Genomic DNA, 17,187 nt, shown 5'->3' on the forward strand with positions numbered 1-17,187 from the left:
CAAGCTTCGGTCCAGCGATTGCTGAATGGCTTGAGCGTTTTCGAAGATTCGTACGCCAGGCAGATCCAGAGGTGGATTTCCATCCTCGAGCAAAACCGAACGAACAGCTGCCAAGTTATCCTTAGCGATCTCGGCTTCAGGCGTGGTCTCTTTTTCGACTTGTTTTTCGATTTCCCGGATGCCGCGAAGAGTTTTCTTGATACCCGTTTTCAACTTACGATCCGCGTCCACCACGGGCTTGGCGATGTCTTTCAGGTAATGATACTGGCAGTACTGGTAGGGAACATTTGGCCAAAGGCTTGCCATAGCTAGCCGAATCGATTGCTGTCCGTCGCTAACGAGACCAATGACCGGAAATCCGAGATCCTTTACGGGCTGCAGAAGTGCTTGAAGTTCGCTAGACGATCCGCTTTTTAAATTTTGGGCCGCCAAGATCGTGCCGCTGAATACTTCACGAACGACGTAAAGAGTCTCATTGCCTTTCTCGGGCTGAACGCCGTCCATGGAGAGCATAATCCCTCGGTTTTGTTGAACAACACGTTCTAACTCCAAACGGATTTGCTCCGTAACCGAAGCCCTTAGCAGGGTTAGATAGCGCTCGTATAGGCGCATGGAATTGCGCACGGATGTTGCGATTCCGCGTCTCGTAAGCTCTTCGGTGATTTCGGCAATGGTTTGATGATGCTTGAATCGAAGTTCTCCGACGAGAGCCAATACGTCAAAGCCGTATGAGGTATGTTTCATGCAGAGCGCGTCTGCCTCAGCAGAACGAAAATAGCGGGTGAGGTTTCCGCACTCCTCGTGAGGGCAGTGGTAAGCCATATTCCACACTTGAATGACGCCATGGAGCGTGGAAATATTCTTTTTCCACGCGGTATGGTGCCGTCTCAATTTACGGCCGCAGTCAGGGCAATCCTCGATCTCTGCACGAAAGTATATTTTCTTTTCGGGTACAATTCGATTTTTGGGCAAGGGCATAAAGAAGGACCTCCGTCAATGAACTAATAAATACTTCGACAGAGGTCTTGGAATATCCTGTTAGTTAATTGGACATTCGTAGTTTTTTTTCCCCGCAGGCCTCCCCAGATAAGAACGTCATCTTTCCGCCCACACCTGCCCAAGTTTACGGCTGCAGCCCTTGGCAGCTTTAGATTTCGTCATGTATAGGTGACTCATCCAACTGCAACCGCCTCAAATTGGATTCGTGTACCTCAGGTCGTGCGTTTGCCTCCAGCTTCCTTCAGATTCCGCCTCGCGGCGGACACCCTTGCTCTTGGCTAATGGTAGGCGCTTGCCAGCCCCCATTCCGGACTTTCACCGTAGAGATGACGCCCATGCTGGGCGTACCACCAAAAAGCCGCTGCGCCCTCCCGGGCACAACGGCTCTAAGCGTCGCTCCTGCACCTTACCGCGAAGCCTCGTCCTTCAGCGTCCTCAGCCGCTTCATGACGTCGTTCGCCCCGCGGCCGAAGTAGTCGTGCAGCGCGCGGTACTCGGCGTACAGGCGCTCGTAGACGGCGACGTTTTCCGGGATCGGCTTAAACGTCTCCTCCCGCACCCGCGCCATCGCCTTCGCCGCCTCGACCACGTTGTCGTAGCCGCCCTTCGCGCTCCCCGCCGCGACGGCCCCGAACATCGCCGCCCCGACGGCCGGCGTCTGCTTCGAGTCCGCCACCTTGATCTCCCGGTTCGTCACGTCCGCGTAGATCTGCATCAACAGCCGGTTTTTCTGCGGCAGGCCGCCGCAGGCGTACACCTCGCGCACCGGTACACCGCTGCCGTGGAACGCGTCGATGATCGTCCGCGTCCCGAACGCCGTCGCCTCCAACAGCGCCCGGTACACTTCCTCCGGCTTCGTCTGCAGCGAGTAGCCGACGATGACGCCGCTCAAGTTCGTGTCCACGAGCACGGAGCGGTTGCCGTTCCACCAGTCGAGCGCCACGAGCCCCGTCTGCCCCGGCCGATACCGTGACGCCTGCTCGGTCAGCCACTGGTGCACGTCCACGCCCTCCTGCGCAGCCGCTTCCTTCACATACGCCGGCACGCCCTCCTCGACGAACCATTCGAAGATGTCGCCCACCGCCGACTGGCCGGCCTCGTAGCCCAGATAGCCGGGGATGATGCCATCCTCGACGACGCCGCACATGCCTTCGACTTCCACTTCCTCCGCGCCGAGCAGCATATGGCAGATCGACGTGCCCATCGCCATGACGAGCTTGCCCTCGGAGACGACGCCGACCGCCGGCACCGCCGCATGCGCGTCCACGTTGCCTACCGCCACCGCCGTCCCTGCCCGAAGGCCGGTCAGCGCCGCCATCTCCGGCGTCAGCTCTCCCGCCTTCGTGCCGAGCGGCGCGATGTCGCCCCGCAGTTTCGTCGCGGTCAGATCGGCGAGGCGGGGATCCAGTGCGGCGAAGAAGTCCCTGCTCGGGTAGCCCTCGCGCTTGTGCCAGATCGCCTTGTAGCCGGCCGTGCAGCTGTTGCGGATGAGCGTGCCGGTCAACTGCGAGATAACCCAGTCGGTCGCTTCGGTGAACCGGTCCGTCGCCTCGTACACCTCGGGTGCCTCGTTCAGAATTTGCCATACCTTGGCGATCATCCACTCGGACGAGATTTTCCCGCCGTAGCGGGGTAGGAACTTCTCTCCGCGTGCGGCCGCGATCGCGTTGAGCCGGTCGGCCTCGTCCTGCGCCGCATGGTGCTTCCACAGCTTCACCCAGCCGTGCGGGTGATCCCGCCACTGTGGCGTGAGGCACAGGGGCACGCCCTGCGCGTCGATCGGCAGCATCGTGCATGCCGTAAAGTCGATGCCGAGACCGATGACCTCCTCCGGCGGGATTCCGGCATCGCGCAGGACGGCGGGCACCGAGCGGCGCAGCACCTCCAGGTAGTCGTCCGGATGCTGCAGCGCCCAGTCGTGTCCGAGGGGACGGCCGGAGCCCGGCAGCCGCTCGTCGATGACCCCGTGCGGATACGGGGTGACGTGATCGGCGATCTCCCGCCCGTTCGACAGATCGACGAGCACCGCGCGCCCCGACTGGGTGCCGTAGTCGATGCCGATGGCATAATTATGGCTCATGTGATCCTCCTATGCGGATGAAATAATAAATGGGAGCGGTTGCAAATTGGCGAGCGAAACCCGCCGTCAGCGGGACGACTCCGTTCTCCGCGCGCCGCCGCGATCCCCTGGCTGTCCGTAATAAGCGTTCGCCCCGTGCTTGCGCAAGTAATGTTTGTTCAGCAGCGCTTGCTGCATGGAGGGGATCCCCGCGTTTAACTGACGGGTATGATACGCCATCTTGGCCACTTCCTCCAGCACGACCGCGTTGTGCAGGGCGTCCGTCGCATCCTTGCCCCACGCGAACGGAGCATGGCTGTAGACGAGCACGCCGGGTACCTGCAGCGGATCGACGCCGTCGAACGTCTCCACGATCACATGGCCCGTCTCCCGCTCGTAAGCGCCTTCGATTTCCTTCGTCGTCATCGGCCGGGTGCAGGGGATCGTCCCGTAAAAATAATCGGCCTGCGTCGTTCCGAGCGCGGGAATGCCCTGACCCGCCTGCGACCAAACGGTCGCCCACGGCGAATGCGTGTGCACGATTCCCCCGATGCCCGGAAACGCCCGGTACAGTACCAAATGCGTCGGGGTATCGGAAGACGGGCGCAAATCGCCCTCGACGACGTTGCCGTCCGGATCGACCACCACCATCTGCTCCGGTCTCAGCTCTTCGTACGGGACGCCGCTCGGCTTGATGACCATCAAGCCCGACTCCCGGTCGAAGCCGCTGACGTTGCCCCACGTGAACGTCACCAATCCGTACTTCGGCAGCTCCGCGTTCGCCTGGCATACCGCTTCTTTAAGTGCCTCCAGCATAGATACACCTCCATCGAAACGAGCCGTCATGGTCTACGGGAACATTATACACTTGTACGTACATGTATGTCGATAGTAGGTTCGCAAGCAACAGGTTGTCCGATCATGAAACATCGCGAAAAAAACAAAAACCGACCCGCGCAAAGCGGATCGGCACTCCTCTGGCGTAAATGCCGTTGCCTGGCGTCACGCTCGGAATACGGACAGCGCAACGGTCTGCTCGGCTGTGCTCTACGATCGCAAAGGAGCGGTCGACGCCCGCACGACCAGTTTCGGCTCGTAGAGCTTGCCCTGCCGCGGGGAAGGCCGCCGGCCCTCGAGACGGTCCAGCAGCAGGCCGACCGCGTCTTCTCCCATTTGCGCCTTCGGGTGCGCCACCGTCGTCAGCTTGATCTCGGTCGCCGTCGCCAGGAACGAGTCGTCGAAGCCCGTGAGCGACAGATCTTCGGGCACCCGCAGCCCCGCCTCTCGAACGACATCCAGCAGCGCCACCGCGAGCTCGTCGTTGTAGCAAACGATCGCCGTCGGCGGCTCGGCGTCGGAGAGCAGCTGGCGGAGCGCTTCCCCGGGCCTGCCGATCTTGTCCTCGGTCGCATAGCGCACGAGCAGCTCCGGGGGCACGGTAAGCTGCCGGTCCCGGTGGGCTTGCAAAAAGCCTTTCATCCGCTGCACGCCTTGCATATCGTCGGCCTTGAAGAAGCCCGCGATCCGGCGGTGGCCCAGGGCGATCAGATGCTCCGCCGCGAGGCGCCCGCCCGCCGCGTCGTCCAGCTTTACGCAAGGCCAGTCCAAGTCCGGATACTGCTCGTTGATCATGATCATCGGGATGCCGTGATATTCCAGCGCCATATAGGCTTCGAAGTTCGGGTTGCCTTCCGCGCTTTTCGTCGGTTCGACGATCAGGCCGCTTACGCCCTGCGTCAGCATCGTCTCCAGGCTTTCGCGCTCCCGGTCCTTGCGGTTGTCCGTGCTGGATAAGAGCAGGCGGTAGCCCCTCGCTTTGAGGGCGGCCTCGGCTCCGCGCACGATGGACGGGAAAATGTAGTCCGAGATATAGGTCGTGACGAGCCCGATTGTTTTACTGACGCCTGCGGAACGCCGCTCGGCCGGCTGCCGCGACACGAACGTCCCTTTGCCCTGCTCGCGGTTGAGCCATCCCTCCTGTACCAGCTCGCCGATCGATTGGCGGACGGTCTGCCGGCTCAGGCCGAATTGCTCGGACAGCTCGTTCTCCGAAGGCAGCTTGTCGCCCGGCAGGTACCGTCCCCCGGCGATCCAGGATACGAGTTCTTCTTTTAATTGCAAATATTTGGGGGACTGCGCGTTCAATCCGTTCACCTCATGCGAAGGTATTGGCTGTAATGACCATTATACCATACCATGCAACTTGTACGTACATTCGAGTCCGAGCCGCTCTGGCATGAGCGTGAACGCATGAAAAAAAGGGAAGACGTCCGATGGGGACAGCCTTCCCGTTCCTTTCCTTTATCGTGCGCTTCCCGGCGATTGCAGGTGCGCGAGGATCGCGTCCAGCTTCTGGCCGTCCAGCGACGGGACGACGAGGTCCGCCTCGGAGAAGTCCATGTTCGCCGTCATCGGATTAGGCACAACGACGCCGTAGAGACCGGCGCCCTTGGCCGCCCGGAGGCCGTTCAGCGAGTCCTCGATCGCGACAGCTTGACTGCCCTCGAGGCCGAACGAGACGAGCGCGCGCTTGTACAGCGCCGGATCCGGCTTCACCCGCTCCACGTCGTCGGCGGTATGGATCGCATCGAAATACGGCAGCAGGCCGAAGCGCTGCAGATGCGGCTCGATCCATTTCCGGTAGGAGCTCGTCGCCAGCCCGACCTTCAAGCCGAGCCTCTTGGCCTCTTCTAGCGCGTCCAGGACGCCTGGCAGCAGCGGCACGTGATGCACCGCCCCGTAATAATAATCGTTGAACATCTCGTCGATCGCCTTGCGGTCGACGGGACGGCCCGTCCCCGCCTCCAGCTCCCGATAGGGGTCGAACGGACCGTGCATCGTGCCGATCGCCTCCGCCCACAGCGCCAGCGGCAACTCTAGATCGTGCTTGCGAAAGACGTTGCGAAACGCTTCGTAAGCCACCGTCTCCGTGTCCATAATCGTTCCGTCGAAATCGAATACGACCGCTTTGATCAATCTCGCCCACTCCAATCCCGATCTGTCATAGGCGGACGCGACTTACGCGCCGCCTCTTCTTCTTCTCCGCCCCGCCCCCTCATTCCTGCGCAAGCGACGAACCATCGATCCGCTGCTTGACGATTGCATCCCGCAATCGCACCTGGCGGAAGCCATGAATAGGATGGGAAGACGGCAGATCGCCGCGCGGCGGTCGCGCGTTCCGTTGACTTGCGGCTGCGAAAAGGAGTATGTTGGCCCTACCGGAAAGGAGCGAAACGAAATGATCACGTTAAAGTCCCCGGGCGAAATCGAACAGATGAAAGCGGCCGGCGCGGTCGTGGCCGCTTGCCACAAGGAGATCGCGAAAGTCATTCGCCCGGGCGTCACCACTTGGGACATCGAGGAGCTGGTGGAGGACGTGCTGGCCCGCCACGGCGCCAGAGCTTTCACCAAAGGGTATAACGGCTATCGTTACGCGACCTGCGCCTCGGTGAACGACGTTATCGCGCACGGCTTTCCGAACCGGACGCCGCTGAAGAGCGGGGATCTGGTCAAGATCGATATCGTCGCCGAGCTGGACGGATGGCTGGGCGACTCCGCTTGGTGCTACGGTGTCGGGGAGCTGTCGCCGGAGGCGGCGAAGCTGATGCGCGTGACCAAAGAATGCCTCGACATCGGCATCAAGCACGCCGTCGTCGGCAACCGGGTCGGCGACGCGATGCATTCGCTCCAGCAGCACGCCGAGTCGCACGGGTATTCCTGCGTTCGAGAGCTGATGGCGCACGGGATCGGCCGCAAGCTTCACGAAGAGCCCAACTTTATCCATGTCGGAACGCCGGGCAAAGGCTTTCGCTTCAAGGAGGGCATGGTCATCACGATCGAGCCGATGATCAACGCGGGCACGTGGCAGATGACGATCGACGACGACGGATGGACGGCCCGCACCGCGGACGGCAAGCTGTCCGCCCAATTCGAGCATACGATCGCGATCACCAAGGACGGCCCGGTCATTTTGACCGCCCATGACGATTGAGCCGCGCAGGGACGGAGACCGGCAGCCGGCCTGCGATTGTGAATGCGAATGCGAATTAGAACGTGCAAGCCGTCCCCTCCTGACGGAAAAGGACGGCTTGCAGCATGCCGGATTGCTCGCTAAATCTTAACCGACGCCCAGCCAGTCCGAGACGAGCGACAGGACGAGCAGCGCGCCCATCACGCCGCCGGCCGCATAGATTCCGCGGGAAGAGGCGGCGGGCGACCTTTTTTCCCGGTACAGCGAACCGATATACAGGAGAAGTCCGACGGCGATGAGAAGCACCTCCATCGCGCTGGCAACAACGGGATAGCGCCAGAGCCCGAACCCGAGCAGCGGCAAATCCCCCCAGTTCCCGGGCAGGATCGGCATGTCGGCGCGATGCACGAGCAGATCGAGCACCCAATGGCTCATGACCGTGGCGCCGATCGCGATTCCGCCGCGTTTGCCCCACCGCCGCATGGCCAGCCACCCCGCTATGGCGGAGATCAGCAGCGCGCTTAGCAGCGCGTGCGTGTAATCCGCGTGGATGATGTTTCCTCCATAGGAGAAAGTTTCCCCGACCGGCTCCAACGTCTCCACCCCAGACAAGTACAAAGGCGCGAAAATGATATCCAAAAGCTGCGTGCTCACCATGAGGGCCCACAATGGCACCTCGGGCGACCGGGCTTTTACCGCGGCCGCCAATCCGAAATGTCCTGCAAACATCGCTTTACGCTCCTCTCTTCAATCGGGCGCGAACCCGCGCGTCCAACATGCCGCATCCCACGGCGAACAACAGAACGAACAAGATAAAGCTCATCTCGTTTGCGCCTCCTCCGCTTTGGCTTGCATCGCTTTTACGCCTTCCAGAAACGTATCCACCAACAGACGAAAGGTTACGTCCAAATCCAGCTTCAGACCGAATCCTCCCTGCCGTTCCAGCGAAACGAATCCATGCAGCACGCTGCGGATCCCGCGGACCGCGTGAAGCGCGGCGTCACCCTTCAGCCCGTAGCTTTCGAGAGCGATGACCGTCATCTGCACGACGCGCCCGCCAGCTTCCTTCAACTGCTCGTCGTCCGGCTCGGGCGCCCGCTGGATCGCTTCGTACAAGCCGGGATGCGCCCTGGCAAAGGCGAGATAGGCATAGCTGAACGCCCGGACCGAGTCATCCCCGGTCTGCCCCTCGATGGCCCGTTCGAACAGCTCCGTCATTTGCGTCAGCCCGGACAGCGCCATTTGGCGCCGCAGGTCCGGCAGGCCGTTCACGTGGTTGTAAAGCGAGGGCGAGCGAATTTGCAGCTTTTGGGCGAGGGAGGCGAGGGTGACGGCTTCCAGCCCTTGGGCGTCGGCCAGCTCGGCGGCGGCGCGTACGACGGTCGGCAGATCAAGTCCGATTCTTGGCATGGATATCGTTCCTTTCGGGGTGCGTATTCAGCTTGCGTTCCGCGGCGGCGATGGCTGCATCGAGACGCTCCTGCGGGCGTTCTACCATGTTGCCGTGGCCGACGGCGAGCAGGGACGGGTTTAGCGCGCGCAGCTTGCGGGCGGAAGCCAGCGCGACTTCCGCGCTCCAGGTCGCCATCGCGGGGAAGGGGAATAGCGGCTTCATGTGGCCGGAAACGGCCATCCCCCCGCGCGTCTGGAGCGCGTCGCCGGCGATAAGCGCCTGATTGCGCGTATCGAGGAAGGCCATGTGTCCCGGCGTATGCCCGGGAGTCGCGACCGCGAGCAGCGATCCGATCCGGTCGCCGTCCTGCAGCAGCACGTCCGGCTCGGTGCGGATCGCGCCGGGCTTCGGCACGCCGCCGCGAACGGGAGCGGACGGCTCGCTCGGCTCGAGCGAGCCGTCGCCCTTCAGCAGCCTGGCGTCGCGCGCCGAGATGTACACCTTCGCGTCCGGCAGCGCCGCCTTCAGCGCGTCCAGCCCGCCGATGTGATCGCTGTGCGCGTGCGTCAGCACGATTCGCGCGATCGGCTTGCCGATTCGTTCGGCGGCTTTCAGGATGCCTTTCACGCCGAACGGCATCGCGGTGTCGATGAGCGTCAGGCTGTCCGGCTCCTCGACCAAATAGGCATTGACCGGGAAAAAGCGGGGCATGAAGGTAACTTGATATATCGTTTGCTTTTGGATGACGCGCATCGCAATCGCTCCTTTTTTTCGTTAACTAATCTCGTTAGTTTTATAATAACTAATAACATTAGTTTTTGCAAGCGGAAAAATAAAAAAAAGGAGCCTCATTTTGTTGCGGCATCCTCTTCCGTCTCCAGTATCCCCCGATTGCCGAGGCGTTATCCGATTTTGGCGGTGATCTCGGCGCTTCGAACCCCAAATCTCGCTGCGTTATCCCGTATCGACGGACATCTTGGCGCTCCAAGTCCCAAATCCCGGTGCGTTAACCCGTTTCGGCGGACATCTCGGTACAACTACTCCACAACCGCGTTGATGACGATCGCAAAGCGGACGCGCTTCAACGTTTCCGGCGTAAAGTCGACCGATCTCATCGCATTTCTATCCGTCGATTGAAAGCCCCACAGCGGCGTCTTGCCGGCCGGATCGCCGTCGAAGGCTTTGACGTGTTCGATCAAGCCCGAGCCCATGTAGGGGCCGCTGCCTTCAATGATCTCGTTCATCGAACTTAGGCCGTCCTTTACGACGACGACCGTCGTAAAGTCATAGTTCGTATCGGCGCCTTCCGCAATGACCGGCTCGGCAGAGAAAATGAGCTCATGATCGGCGGCATTCGGCTTCTTGTCCGTCTTGCCGTTCGCCGGCTTGTTGCTCATGCTCGTGATTTCAAAAGTTCGCGTCTTTTCCCCGTCTTCCCAGACGTCCGCCTCGATCCGCATCCCGTCCCTGTCGCCCCGGTAGTGGATCTTGACCGATCCGCTGAGCCGCCCCAGGAAAGGACTATACTTTCGCTCCGAACCTTTGAAAAGCTTGACGGGAGTGACGCGCATTTCCTCCGCTTTCCAGCCCGGCGAGCAAGCGCTCAAGAGGAGCAGACAAAGTCCCGCGAGCATTACCGCTTTTCGAATCCGAATAGCCATGTCTCCCCGCCTTCTATCCCCTCGCAGGAGGAAACTTTGAGCTTCTTCTCGCCCCGATCCGGCACGATGTCCGCGTCCTTGCACGTATAGGAGACCGCCTGCTGCGTCCCGAACGGGTCCCTGGAATAATCAGTTCGAATGAAAATGTCTTTGCGGCTCGCGAGCAATTCCGTCACGATGGGCGCCCCTTCGATCGATGTTTCCACCGCGAGCAAATAACCGCCCCGATGCTGCTTGTAGTCGCGGACAAACTTCGTCGCCGTCGCGAGATCGTGCCGGTCGAACCGGACGAGGGTGTTTCCCCCTTGACGCTCCTGCGCGCGGGTGCTGCAGCCCGTCAGGAGAAGCGCGACGACGACCGACAGGGACAACCATTTGAGCCAAATCGCCCACCACGGTACATGAACCATCTACCCACCGCCTTCTCTTGGAATGCGAAATGGAGGCCGAACGCCGCGACGCGGCTTGTACGCCCTTCCTATTCTGCAACGAACGGCTCATCCCCGAAGGAGGGATCCGGGTAATCCGCTCGCACGTGAAAACGTTCAGGCACAAGATCGGGGACAAGACATCCCTTGTCATTCAGATCTATCAGACGGCCGCAGACCTTTACCTGCCGGACGTCGCCATCTTCGCGGGCGGCGAGCAGACCGATCCAGCGCGCTCCGCGCGCTCGGACCGGTCTTTTGGCGTGCCGACACCGGCGTGCCGGCTACGGCTGCTATTCTGCTTCCGCGGACGAGCCTGCGCCCGCCTTCCGCAGCAGCTCCCGTTCCCGCTCGCGCGACATGCCGGCCCGGCGTCCCGCATCCGTTCCCCGCGTAGCGTCCCAATCCGCCGTATCCCGGACCGTCTCCGCGAGCGGCCGGAACGAAAGCCCCTCGCCCAGCGCGCGTTCGATCCCGATCGACATCAGATGGGCCACGTCCGACGTCTCGCCCGTACCGGGAATCCAGAGCGGGATTTCGATCCAAGGGCCGGCGCCTTGCGCGAGCAGCGCCTCGTCGTCCAGCCAGGCGAGACGGGCATCGGCATTCAACGTCTCCGCGCAAAGCGCTAAAAATTCCTGCATGCCTAGCCGCCGCTCCGGCCCGGTCGCGTTAAACGTGCCGGTCCGCCGTTCTTCGGTCATCCGCACAATCCATGCGGCCAGATCGCGCACGTCGATGAACTGGACTTGCGCGTCCGGCTTGCCCGGCGCCAGCACCTCGCCCCCCTGGCGAATGCGGCTCGGCCAGTAGGTGAACCGGTCGGTCGGGTCCAACGGACCGACGATCAAGCCCGGCCGCACGACGAGCGTCCGATCGGGCATGGTCTCTTCGATCGCCGCTTCGCAGGCCGCCTTCAATGCTCCGTAATGCTGGCTGACGTCCTCGGCAGCGGGATCGTCCAACTGAGCGAGAGGCCAGTCCTCATTGGCGCCCGGCCGGCTCAGATCGGCGTAAGCCGAAACGCTGGAGATGAAAACATAGCGGTCCACCGCGTCCCGCAGCAGCTCCGCCGATTGGCGGACGATTCGCGGCACGTAGCCGGAGCAATCGATGACGGCGTCCCACCGTCTGCCCGCGAGTGCGCCCAACCGGCCGTCCCGATCGCCCAGAAGCCGCTCGACGCCCGCCGGCAGCGGTGCCGCCTCCGACTGTCCGCGATGGAAAATCGTCACTTCGTGCCCGCTCGCCAGCGCGGCTTGAACCAAGTGGTACCCCAGAAATTTCGTTCCTCCGAGCACTAGCAGCTTCATCGTCGCCCTCTCCTTCTTCGGATCGTATCCGTTATGCGTTCGGTTCGCCGGGCGCCGCAGTTCAGCCGTTCGGCTTTGGGGCCGCGCCGCGGGTGGCGCAGGCTTGGCAGACGCAGGCTTTGCCCCGTCGCTCGTCCGGAATCGCGGCGAGCAATTCCTTGGGAACTCGCGTGCGCATGCACCAGCACGTCTCGATCGGTCGGCCGGCCAGCAGGGCGCAGCCATTATCCCCTCCGCAGACCGGACAGATCGCGGGATCGATGTTTTCGTTCAATAGGTCATCTCCTCCCCGCGTTCCATCGTCTACAATTAGACGAGAATCCAGGAAAATAGTTCCTCCCCCGCGCGTCGTCCCGGCAAATCCGAACATAAGGTAAACGTCTGAAACCCGGCCCGCGATACGCCCGACGGCGAGCAAGGCCATTAGCGGTTGTCCTCCTCTTCTCCCTTCGACTAGAATGGGGAAAAGCCGATCCGCCGCGCCTCCTCCGGGAGGACGAGGGGATCGATAAGGAGGCTTCCTGCAAAGCGATGAATATCGTCATTTTGGACGGTCATACGCTCAATCCCGGCGACCTCGGCTGGGAAGGTCTTGAGGCGCTCGGCTCGCTCACGGTATACGGCCGGACGTCCCCCGAACAAATCGTCCGCCGCGCGGCAGGCGCTTCGCTCGTGCTCACGAACAAGACGCCGCTGCGGGCGGACGTATTGGCGCAGCTGCCCGAGCTACGCTATATCGGCGTGCTGGCGACCGGCTACGACGTCGTAGATGTCCGTGCCGCCGCCGAACGGGGCATCGTCGTGACGAACGTGCCGGATTACGGAACGGACTCCGTCGCGCAGTTCGTTTTCGCCCTGCTGTTGGAGCTGTGCCACCGGACCGGCCTGCACAGCGACTCGGCGCATCGCGGCGAATGGGCGGCCAGCGCGGACTTCTGCTACTGGCGCACGCCGCAGACGGAGCTCGCCGGCAAGACGCTCGGCATCGTCGGCATGGGCCGCATCGGCGCCCGCACCGCCGCGCTGGCCGACGCGTTCGGCATGCGCGTCCTCGCGTCGGGCCGCAGCGTGGAGCCGCAGCCGGGAGATCCGCCGTTCGCGCGCCGCGCCGACCTGCAGACGCTGCTCCGCGAGGCGGATGTCGTCAGCCTTCATTGCCCGCTTACGCCGTAGACCGAGCGGTTGATCAACCGCGACACGCTCTCGCTCATGAAGCCGGGCGCCTACTTGATCAACACCGCGCGAGGCAAGCTCGTCGCCGAGCGGGACCTGGCCGAAGCGCTGCGTACGGGCGCGATCGGCGGAGCGGCGCTCGACGTGCTGTCGCAGGAGCCGCCACCGCCCGATCACCCGCTCGTCGGAGCGCCCAACTGCATCTTGACGCCTCACATCGCCTGGACGTCGTTCGAAGCGCGCAGCCGTCTGCTGCTGACCGCGACGAGCAACGTCGCGCGTTTTCTCGCAGGCGCGCCCGCGAACGTCGTCGGCCGCTGACGCGCCCGGCGGCGTCTCCTCGCGCTTACGCGCCGAAGTACCAGGAGGAGAACCATTGTAGCGCATGCGCTACATACGTTTGCTTCACCGTCGCGCCCGACAGGATCGGATAGAAGAGTGCGAACAGCCCGAGAACGACGCCCATATAGACGTATACGGCGAAGCGCGACAGTTGACGACGCTCGCGTCCGAGCTTGATCAGGTAGACGGTAAGCAGAATGAGGAACGGTACGCTCGCAAAGAAATGATAGATGAACGTCAGCCGTTGGACGCCCACCCACGGCAAATACTCCGCCGCCAGGCCGATGAGCAGGAACGTGAGCATCGGATCCGGCTTGCGCAGACGGACGCCGATCGCGACGAGCGCGGCCGCGGATCCGACCCACCAGACAGCCGGATTGCCCAGCGCCGAGATGCTCGACACGTAGCCCGCCGCCACCGATCCCGCGTAGTACCAGATCGGCTTCACGATCAGCGGCCACTCCCACCAGCTGGAGGCGAACGGGTGCGTCGCGACGAGGTGGCTGTGGTAGTTGTACATGAACTTCTGATAGCTCAGCATGCCGTGCAGGTCGTGGCCCGGCCCCGGCACGAGGAAGAACGGGATGTAGCTGAGCGTGTAGATGACCGCGGGCACCAGCAAAAACGCCAAGCAGCACCAGCCGACGATCTGCCGCACGTACTTCGTCTCCTTGAAGCGCCGGAAAAGCGCGATCGCCAGGATGACGGCCAAGCCCGCCCCGGCGTAGATGTCGATCCACTTGGACGCTGCTCCGATCCCGAACATCAACCCCGCCAGCCCCAGCGGCATCGCGCAAGCGCGGAACGACGCGCCACTCAAGCTCCGGACGTAGAACTTGTACATATAGAAGTACATCATCAGGATGAAGAACACGCCGTACACGTCGATCGTGGCGATGCGCGTTTGCGTGAAATGCATGAAATCGAACGCGATCAGGAACGCGGCCAGGAAGGCATATTCGGTCTTGCCGAACAGCCGCTTGGCGAACAAGTACATCAGCGGGATCATGGCGATCCCGAACAGCGTGCCGACGATGCGCCAGCCGAACGGATTCATGCCGAACACGGCGACACCGAGCGAGATGAGCACTTTGCCGAGCGGCGGGTGGGTTGTTTCGTACGGCTCGATGTGATGCAGAAATTCGTATGCGGTTCGCGCGTGATAAATTTCGTCGAAGTACATGCTGTTCAAATAGGACGGTTTGGCGGGCACGGAGCCGGGCTCGTCCACGAGGCGGCTGCCTTCCGACGGATCCGTAGCGGCAGTCGCCAGCGGCTGCCGCCGCTCGTCCCGGAACGCGAGCTCGTAGAGCGTCGCGCCGGGCTTGGTGGCGGAAAGCCGCGCGTAACGCGCCGTGAAAGCGGCCTGCTGCTCCTTCCACTGGAAGATGGTGCCGCCGTTCATCTCGAACTGCAGCGCGGGTGTCCAGTTTTGCCCGTCCGTCGACTGCGACAGCTCGAACGCACCGTCGCCGATCCCCCCGTACCAGAGGACGCTGCCGACGGTTACAGGCTGCCCGAAGTCGAAAACGACGGCGCTTCCGGCTGCTTTCGGCTGCCAGGCGGTGTCCGGGTTTTTCCACGTTCCCAGGTTGATTAGCGCCAGGATCGCATATACCGCCGTCAGTCCGGTGACGAGAAGTCGGTCGATCCGCTGCAGGCGCCGGTCCCCGTGCCGCGCCATTTCCTCGCGGAAGTCGGTTTCCGCGGAGGCCGCGCCGCGAGTGCCCGGCCGCGCAGCGGACTTGCCGCTCCGGGAAGCGTCCTGCGGCTTTGCCGGCGCCAGCGCGGCAGCCTTCGCCGGCGTCCAGCCGACGTAGACCGCGTAGCCCGCGATGACGAGATTGCACAGCGAGAGGAAACGGAACCAACCGTCCTTCGCAGCCAGGTAATACTGTTGGTCCAGGCTGAACTTGAAGACGTATGCGACGTCGCCGAAGTGGGTAAACGTGAGCGCGAAAAACATCCAAAGCATCCTCCGGTCCTTCAGCAGCGCATAAGCCGCCAGCGCGAGGACGACGGCGGGATAGCCGTAGCGTTCGTGCATATTCGTCTTCAGGGCGAAGATGAGCACGTTCGCCAAGAAGGCAAGATAAACATAGTGCGAGAGCGGCCGCTGCCGGTACCGGTAGGCGAGGACCGCAAGCAGGGCCACGACGAGCGCGACGAACAGATAGCTCCAGAACGTCAGCGCGCCCGTCATCCGGGCGGCGTTCAGCCCGAGCAAGCCGTACAGATTGGCCGCGTTCAACGTCGCGTAGGGGTAGCTCTCGAACATCGCCAGGTAACGCCGGACGATCCAGAGCGGCTCCTGTCCGATCGAGAAGGGCAGAACGAGCAGGACGAAGGCGGCCGCGCCGTAGAGGACGGAACGCGCCCAGGTCTTGACTTCTTTCCGCTGCCAGAGGGCGAGGAGAACGACGGGAATGAGGACGACGGCCTGAGGCTTGATCAGGATCGCGATCACGAGACAGGCCGCGGCGCGCGCCCGCTTGTTGTCCGCGATCAGCCAGACGGTCAGGAGGACGAAAAGCGTGAAGACGGAGTCGATCTGTCCCCAGACGACCGAGTTTTGGAACACCATCGGATTGAACAGATACAGCGGCGCCAGCAGGAGGGCGGCGCGGGCGCCGGCGTGCTTATACGCCAGCTTGTACACGATCGCGGCGGCCAGCAAATCGGCGACGATGGACGGCAGTTTCAGGAGAATAAGCGAAGCGCGCGACAGGTACTCGAGCTCGAAGACGTGCTGTAGCAGGCCGATGACGTACAGGATGTAAATATACCCGGGCGGGTAGTCCACGAACATATCGGCGGTGTAAAAGCCGGGCAAACCCGCCTCGTAGGCATGATTGGCCCAGGCATAAAAGTCGAGGATGTCGATGGGGTGGCCCGCGAGAAGGGGCGCGCATAGCACGCGCAGCGCCAGAGCGGCAGCGAAGAGCGGCAGCGCAAGGCGCAGCGCGTTGCGGGCGTCCGTTCCCTGCAGGCGGCCTTCCGGCCGGCGCAGGGCGGCGACCGCCCGCCAGGCGATTAGCGCGTAGCCGACGGCGAGCGCGAACATCGCGACGACGTAAGGCGCATGCGACGGGGAGCCGCCGCCGGTTCCCGCCGGAGGCAGCTCCGCCGGCGTCAGCGACAGCACGGTCGCGCCGGCCGGCGGCGCTTCCACCGCTTCGAGCGCGACGTCGTCGAAGTCGGCGGTCCCCGCGTTCAGGTTGCCGTAGCCGCCGAGCCGCACCGCGACTGCGATCTCGCGTTGGTCCGGACCGGTGCGCCCGTACATTTCGAGCGGCACCCATTGGCCGGCCGTATCCTTCACGTCGGCCGACGTGTTCCCGATCCCCAACACGGAGACATTCGCCCCCGTCCGGGCGGGATCGGCGCCCGACGCGCGCACCCATGCCGACAGCCGGTAGACGGTATCGGGCTCGACCGCCACCGTCTGCACCCATCTGGCGTCGTTGGGCTCGGGGCTCGCGATGCGCAAATAGCCGCTGCCGCTATGGCCGCCGTCGGAGCCCAGCGTCAGCGAGCTCGTCTCCGCGCCGATACTCTGCGCGTACGTCTCTCTCGTCCAGGGCGCGGGCTCGCTCCCGTTCGCCTCTTCTGCGCCGCCGTTGCGGATGAGATTGTCCGCCGCCTGCCCTTGGGCCGCCGACGCGAACAAGAAAAATAGGAGCAGCGTCCATACGAGCGCGAAGCCTCTTTTCATCATGGCACCTTCCGATAATCGACGCCGCACAGGAATGCCCCCGAACGATAGGCTCATTAAGGGGCATTCCGGCTGGGATCTATGAATGGTTTGAGATTCATTCTTTTTCGACGCCCGCGGCGAATTTTCCTCTT

The 17,187-nt window shown here is 62.8% G+C and carries 14 protein-coding genes and 1 pseudogene; 2 read left to right on the forward strand and 13 right to left on the reverse strand.

What is annotated here, in order from left to right:
• The 5 genes from LKX83_RS23935 to LKX83_RS23955 all read right to left on the reverse strand — a co-directional run.
• A partial coding sequence (locus LKX83_RS23935) for a transposase (protein ID WP_227885357.1) occupies positions 1 to 978 on the reverse strand: 978 nt, incomplete at its 3' end.
• Between the two features lie 427 nt (positions 979 to 1,405).
• Positions 1,406 to 3,079: a ribulokinase gene (locus LKX83_RS23940; RefSeq protein WP_227885358.1), complete on the reverse strand. Its 1,674-nt coding sequence runs from the start codon at positions 3,077 to 3,079 to the stop codon at positions 1,406 to 1,408.
• Positions 3,080 to 3,145: 66 nt separating this feature from the next.
• Complete coding sequence (gene araD / locus LKX83_RS23945; protein WP_304518348.1) at positions 3,146 to 3,874, reverse strand: L-ribulose-5-phosphate 4-epimerase; 729 nt, start codon at positions 3,872 to 3,874, stop codon at positions 3,146 to 3,148.
• Between the two features lie 231 nt (positions 3,875 to 4,105).
• Entirely contained in the window at positions 4,106 to 5,203 is a 1,098-nt protein-coding gene (locus LKX83_RS23950) for a GntR family transcriptional regulator (protein ID WP_227885359.1), read from the reverse strand.
• 156 nt (positions 5,204 to 5,359) lie between these two features.
• Positions 5,360 to 6,034: an HAD family hydrolase gene (locus LKX83_RS23955; protein ID WP_227885360.1), complete on the reverse strand. Its 675-nt coding sequence runs from the start codon at positions 6,032 to 6,034 to the stop codon at positions 5,360 to 5,362.
• 262 nt (positions 6,035 to 6,296) lie between these two features.
• On the opposite strand from LKX83_RS23955, the gene map reads away from it, so the two are divergent.
• Positions 6,297 to 7,049, forward strand: coding sequence for a type I methionyl aminopeptidase (gene map / locus LKX83_RS23960; protein WP_227885361.1), 753 nt, complete (start codon positions 6,297 to 6,299; stop codon positions 7,047 to 7,049).
• A 126-nt stretch (positions 7,050 to 7,175) separates the two neighbouring features.
• On the opposite strand, the gene LKX83_RS23965 is transcribed toward map, so the two are convergent.
• The 7 genes from LKX83_RS23965 to LKX83_RS23995 form a co-directional block, all read right to left on the reverse strand.
• Positions 7,176 to 7,757, reverse strand: a complete 582-nt coding sequence (locus tag LKX83_RS23965; protein ID WP_227885362.1) for a permease — start codon at positions 7,755 to 7,757, stop codon at positions 7,176 to 7,178.
• 90 nt (positions 7,758 to 7,847) lie between these two features.
• A complete protein-coding gene (locus LKX83_RS23970) occupies positions 7,848 to 8,438 on the reverse strand; it encodes a TetR/AcrR family transcriptional regulator (RefSeq protein ID WP_227885363.1) in 591 nt (196 codons plus the stop codon).
• Positions 8,419 to 9,174, reverse strand: coding sequence for an MBL fold metallo-hydrolase (locus tag LKX83_RS23975; RefSeq protein ID WP_227885364.1), 756 nt, complete (start codon positions 9,172 to 9,174; stop codon positions 8,419 to 8,421). Before LKX83_RS23975 ends, LKX83_RS23970 begins: the two co-directional genes overlap by 20 nt.
• A 284-nt stretch (positions 9,175 to 9,458) precedes the next feature.
• Positions 9,459 to 10,082: a hypothetical protein gene (locus tag LKX83_RS23980; RefSeq protein WP_227885365.1), complete on the reverse strand. Its 624-nt coding sequence runs from the start codon at positions 10,080 to 10,082 to the stop codon at positions 9,459 to 9,461.
• Positions 10,055 to 10,492: a DUF4362 domain-containing protein gene (locus LKX83_RS23985; RefSeq protein WP_227885366.1), complete on the reverse strand. Its 438-nt coding sequence runs from the start codon at positions 10,490 to 10,492 to the stop codon at positions 10,055 to 10,057. The genes LKX83_RS23980 and LKX83_RS23985 overlap by 28 nt, the downstream gene beginning before the upstream one ends.
• Before the next feature lie 311 nt (positions 10,493 to 10,803).
• Positions 10,804 to 11,823 (reverse strand): NAD-dependent epimerase/dehydratase family protein, encoded by a 1,020-nt coding sequence (locus LKX83_RS23990; protein WP_227885367.1) that lies wholly within the window; start codon positions 11,821 to 11,823, stop codon positions 10,804 to 10,806.
• A gap of 61 nt (positions 11,824 to 11,884) precedes the next feature.
• Positions 11,885 to 12,097, reverse strand: coding sequence for a cysteine-rich CWC family protein (locus LKX83_RS23995; protein ID WP_227885368.1), 213 nt, complete (start codon positions 12,095 to 12,097; stop codon positions 11,885 to 11,887).
• 257 nt (positions 12,098 to 12,354) lie between these two features.
• Between LKX83_RS23995 and LKX83_RS24000 the strand changes: the two are divergent.
• A pseudogene (locus LKX83_RS24000) lies at positions 12,355 to 13,317 on the forward strand (D-2-hydroxyacid dehydrogenase).
• A gap of 25 nt (positions 13,318 to 13,342) precedes the next feature.
• On the opposite strand, the gene LKX83_RS24005 reads toward LKX83_RS24000, so the two are convergent.
• Complete coding sequence (locus LKX83_RS24005) at positions 13,343 to 17,053, reverse strand: glycosyltransferase family 39 protein (RefSeq protein WP_227885369.1); 3,711 nt, start codon at positions 17,051 to 17,053, stop codon at positions 13,343 to 13,345.
• Positions 17,054 to 17,187: the final 134 nt, after the last annotated feature.

This window comes from Cohnella baijiui (assembly GCF_020731285.1).
GTDB lineage: Bacteria > Bacillota > Bacilli > Paenibacillales > Paenibacillaceae > Cohnella.

Excerpts from the sequence above, each read along its gene's own strand:
- LKX83_RS23940 (WP_227885358.1), bottom strand. The coding sequence starts at position 3,079 with ATGAGCCATAATTATGCCATCGGCATCGACTACGGCACCCAGTCGGGG.
- araD (WP_304518348.1), bottom strand. The coding sequence starts at position 3,874 with ATGCTGGAGGCACTTAAAGAAGCGGTATGCCAGGCGAACGCGGAGCTG.
- map (WP_227885361.1), top strand. The coding sequence starts at position 6,297 with ATGATCACGTTAAAGTCCCCGGGCGAAATCGAACAGATGAAAGCGGCC.
- LKX83_RS23965 (WP_227885362.1), bottom strand. The coding sequence starts at position 7,757 with ATGTTTGCAGGACATTTCGGATTGGCGGCCGCGGTAAAAGCCCGGTCG.
- LKX83_RS23970 (WP_227885363.1), bottom strand. The coding sequence starts at position 8,438 with ATGCCAAGAATCGGACTTGATCTGCCGACCGTCGTACGCGCCGCCGCC.
- LKX83_RS23975 (WP_227885364.1), bottom strand. The coding sequence starts at position 9,174 with ATGCGCGTCATCCAAAAGCAAACGATATATCAAGTTACCTTCATGCCC.
- LKX83_RS23980 (WP_227885365.1), bottom strand. The coding sequence starts at position 10,082 with ATGGCTATTCGGATTCGAAAAGCGGTAATGCTCGCGGGACTTTGTCTG.
- LKX83_RS23985 (WP_227885366.1), bottom strand. The coding sequence starts at position 10,492 with ATGGTTCATGTACCGTGGTGGGCGATTTGGCTCAAATGGTTGTCCCTG.
- LKX83_RS23990 (WP_227885367.1), bottom strand. The coding sequence starts at position 11,823 with ATGAAGCTGCTAGTGCTCGGAGGAACGAAATTTCTGGGGTACCACTTG.
- LKX83_RS24005 (WP_227885369.1), bottom strand. The coding sequence starts at position 17,053 with ATGAAAAGAGGCTTCGCGCTCGTATGGACGCTGCTCCTATTTTTCTTG.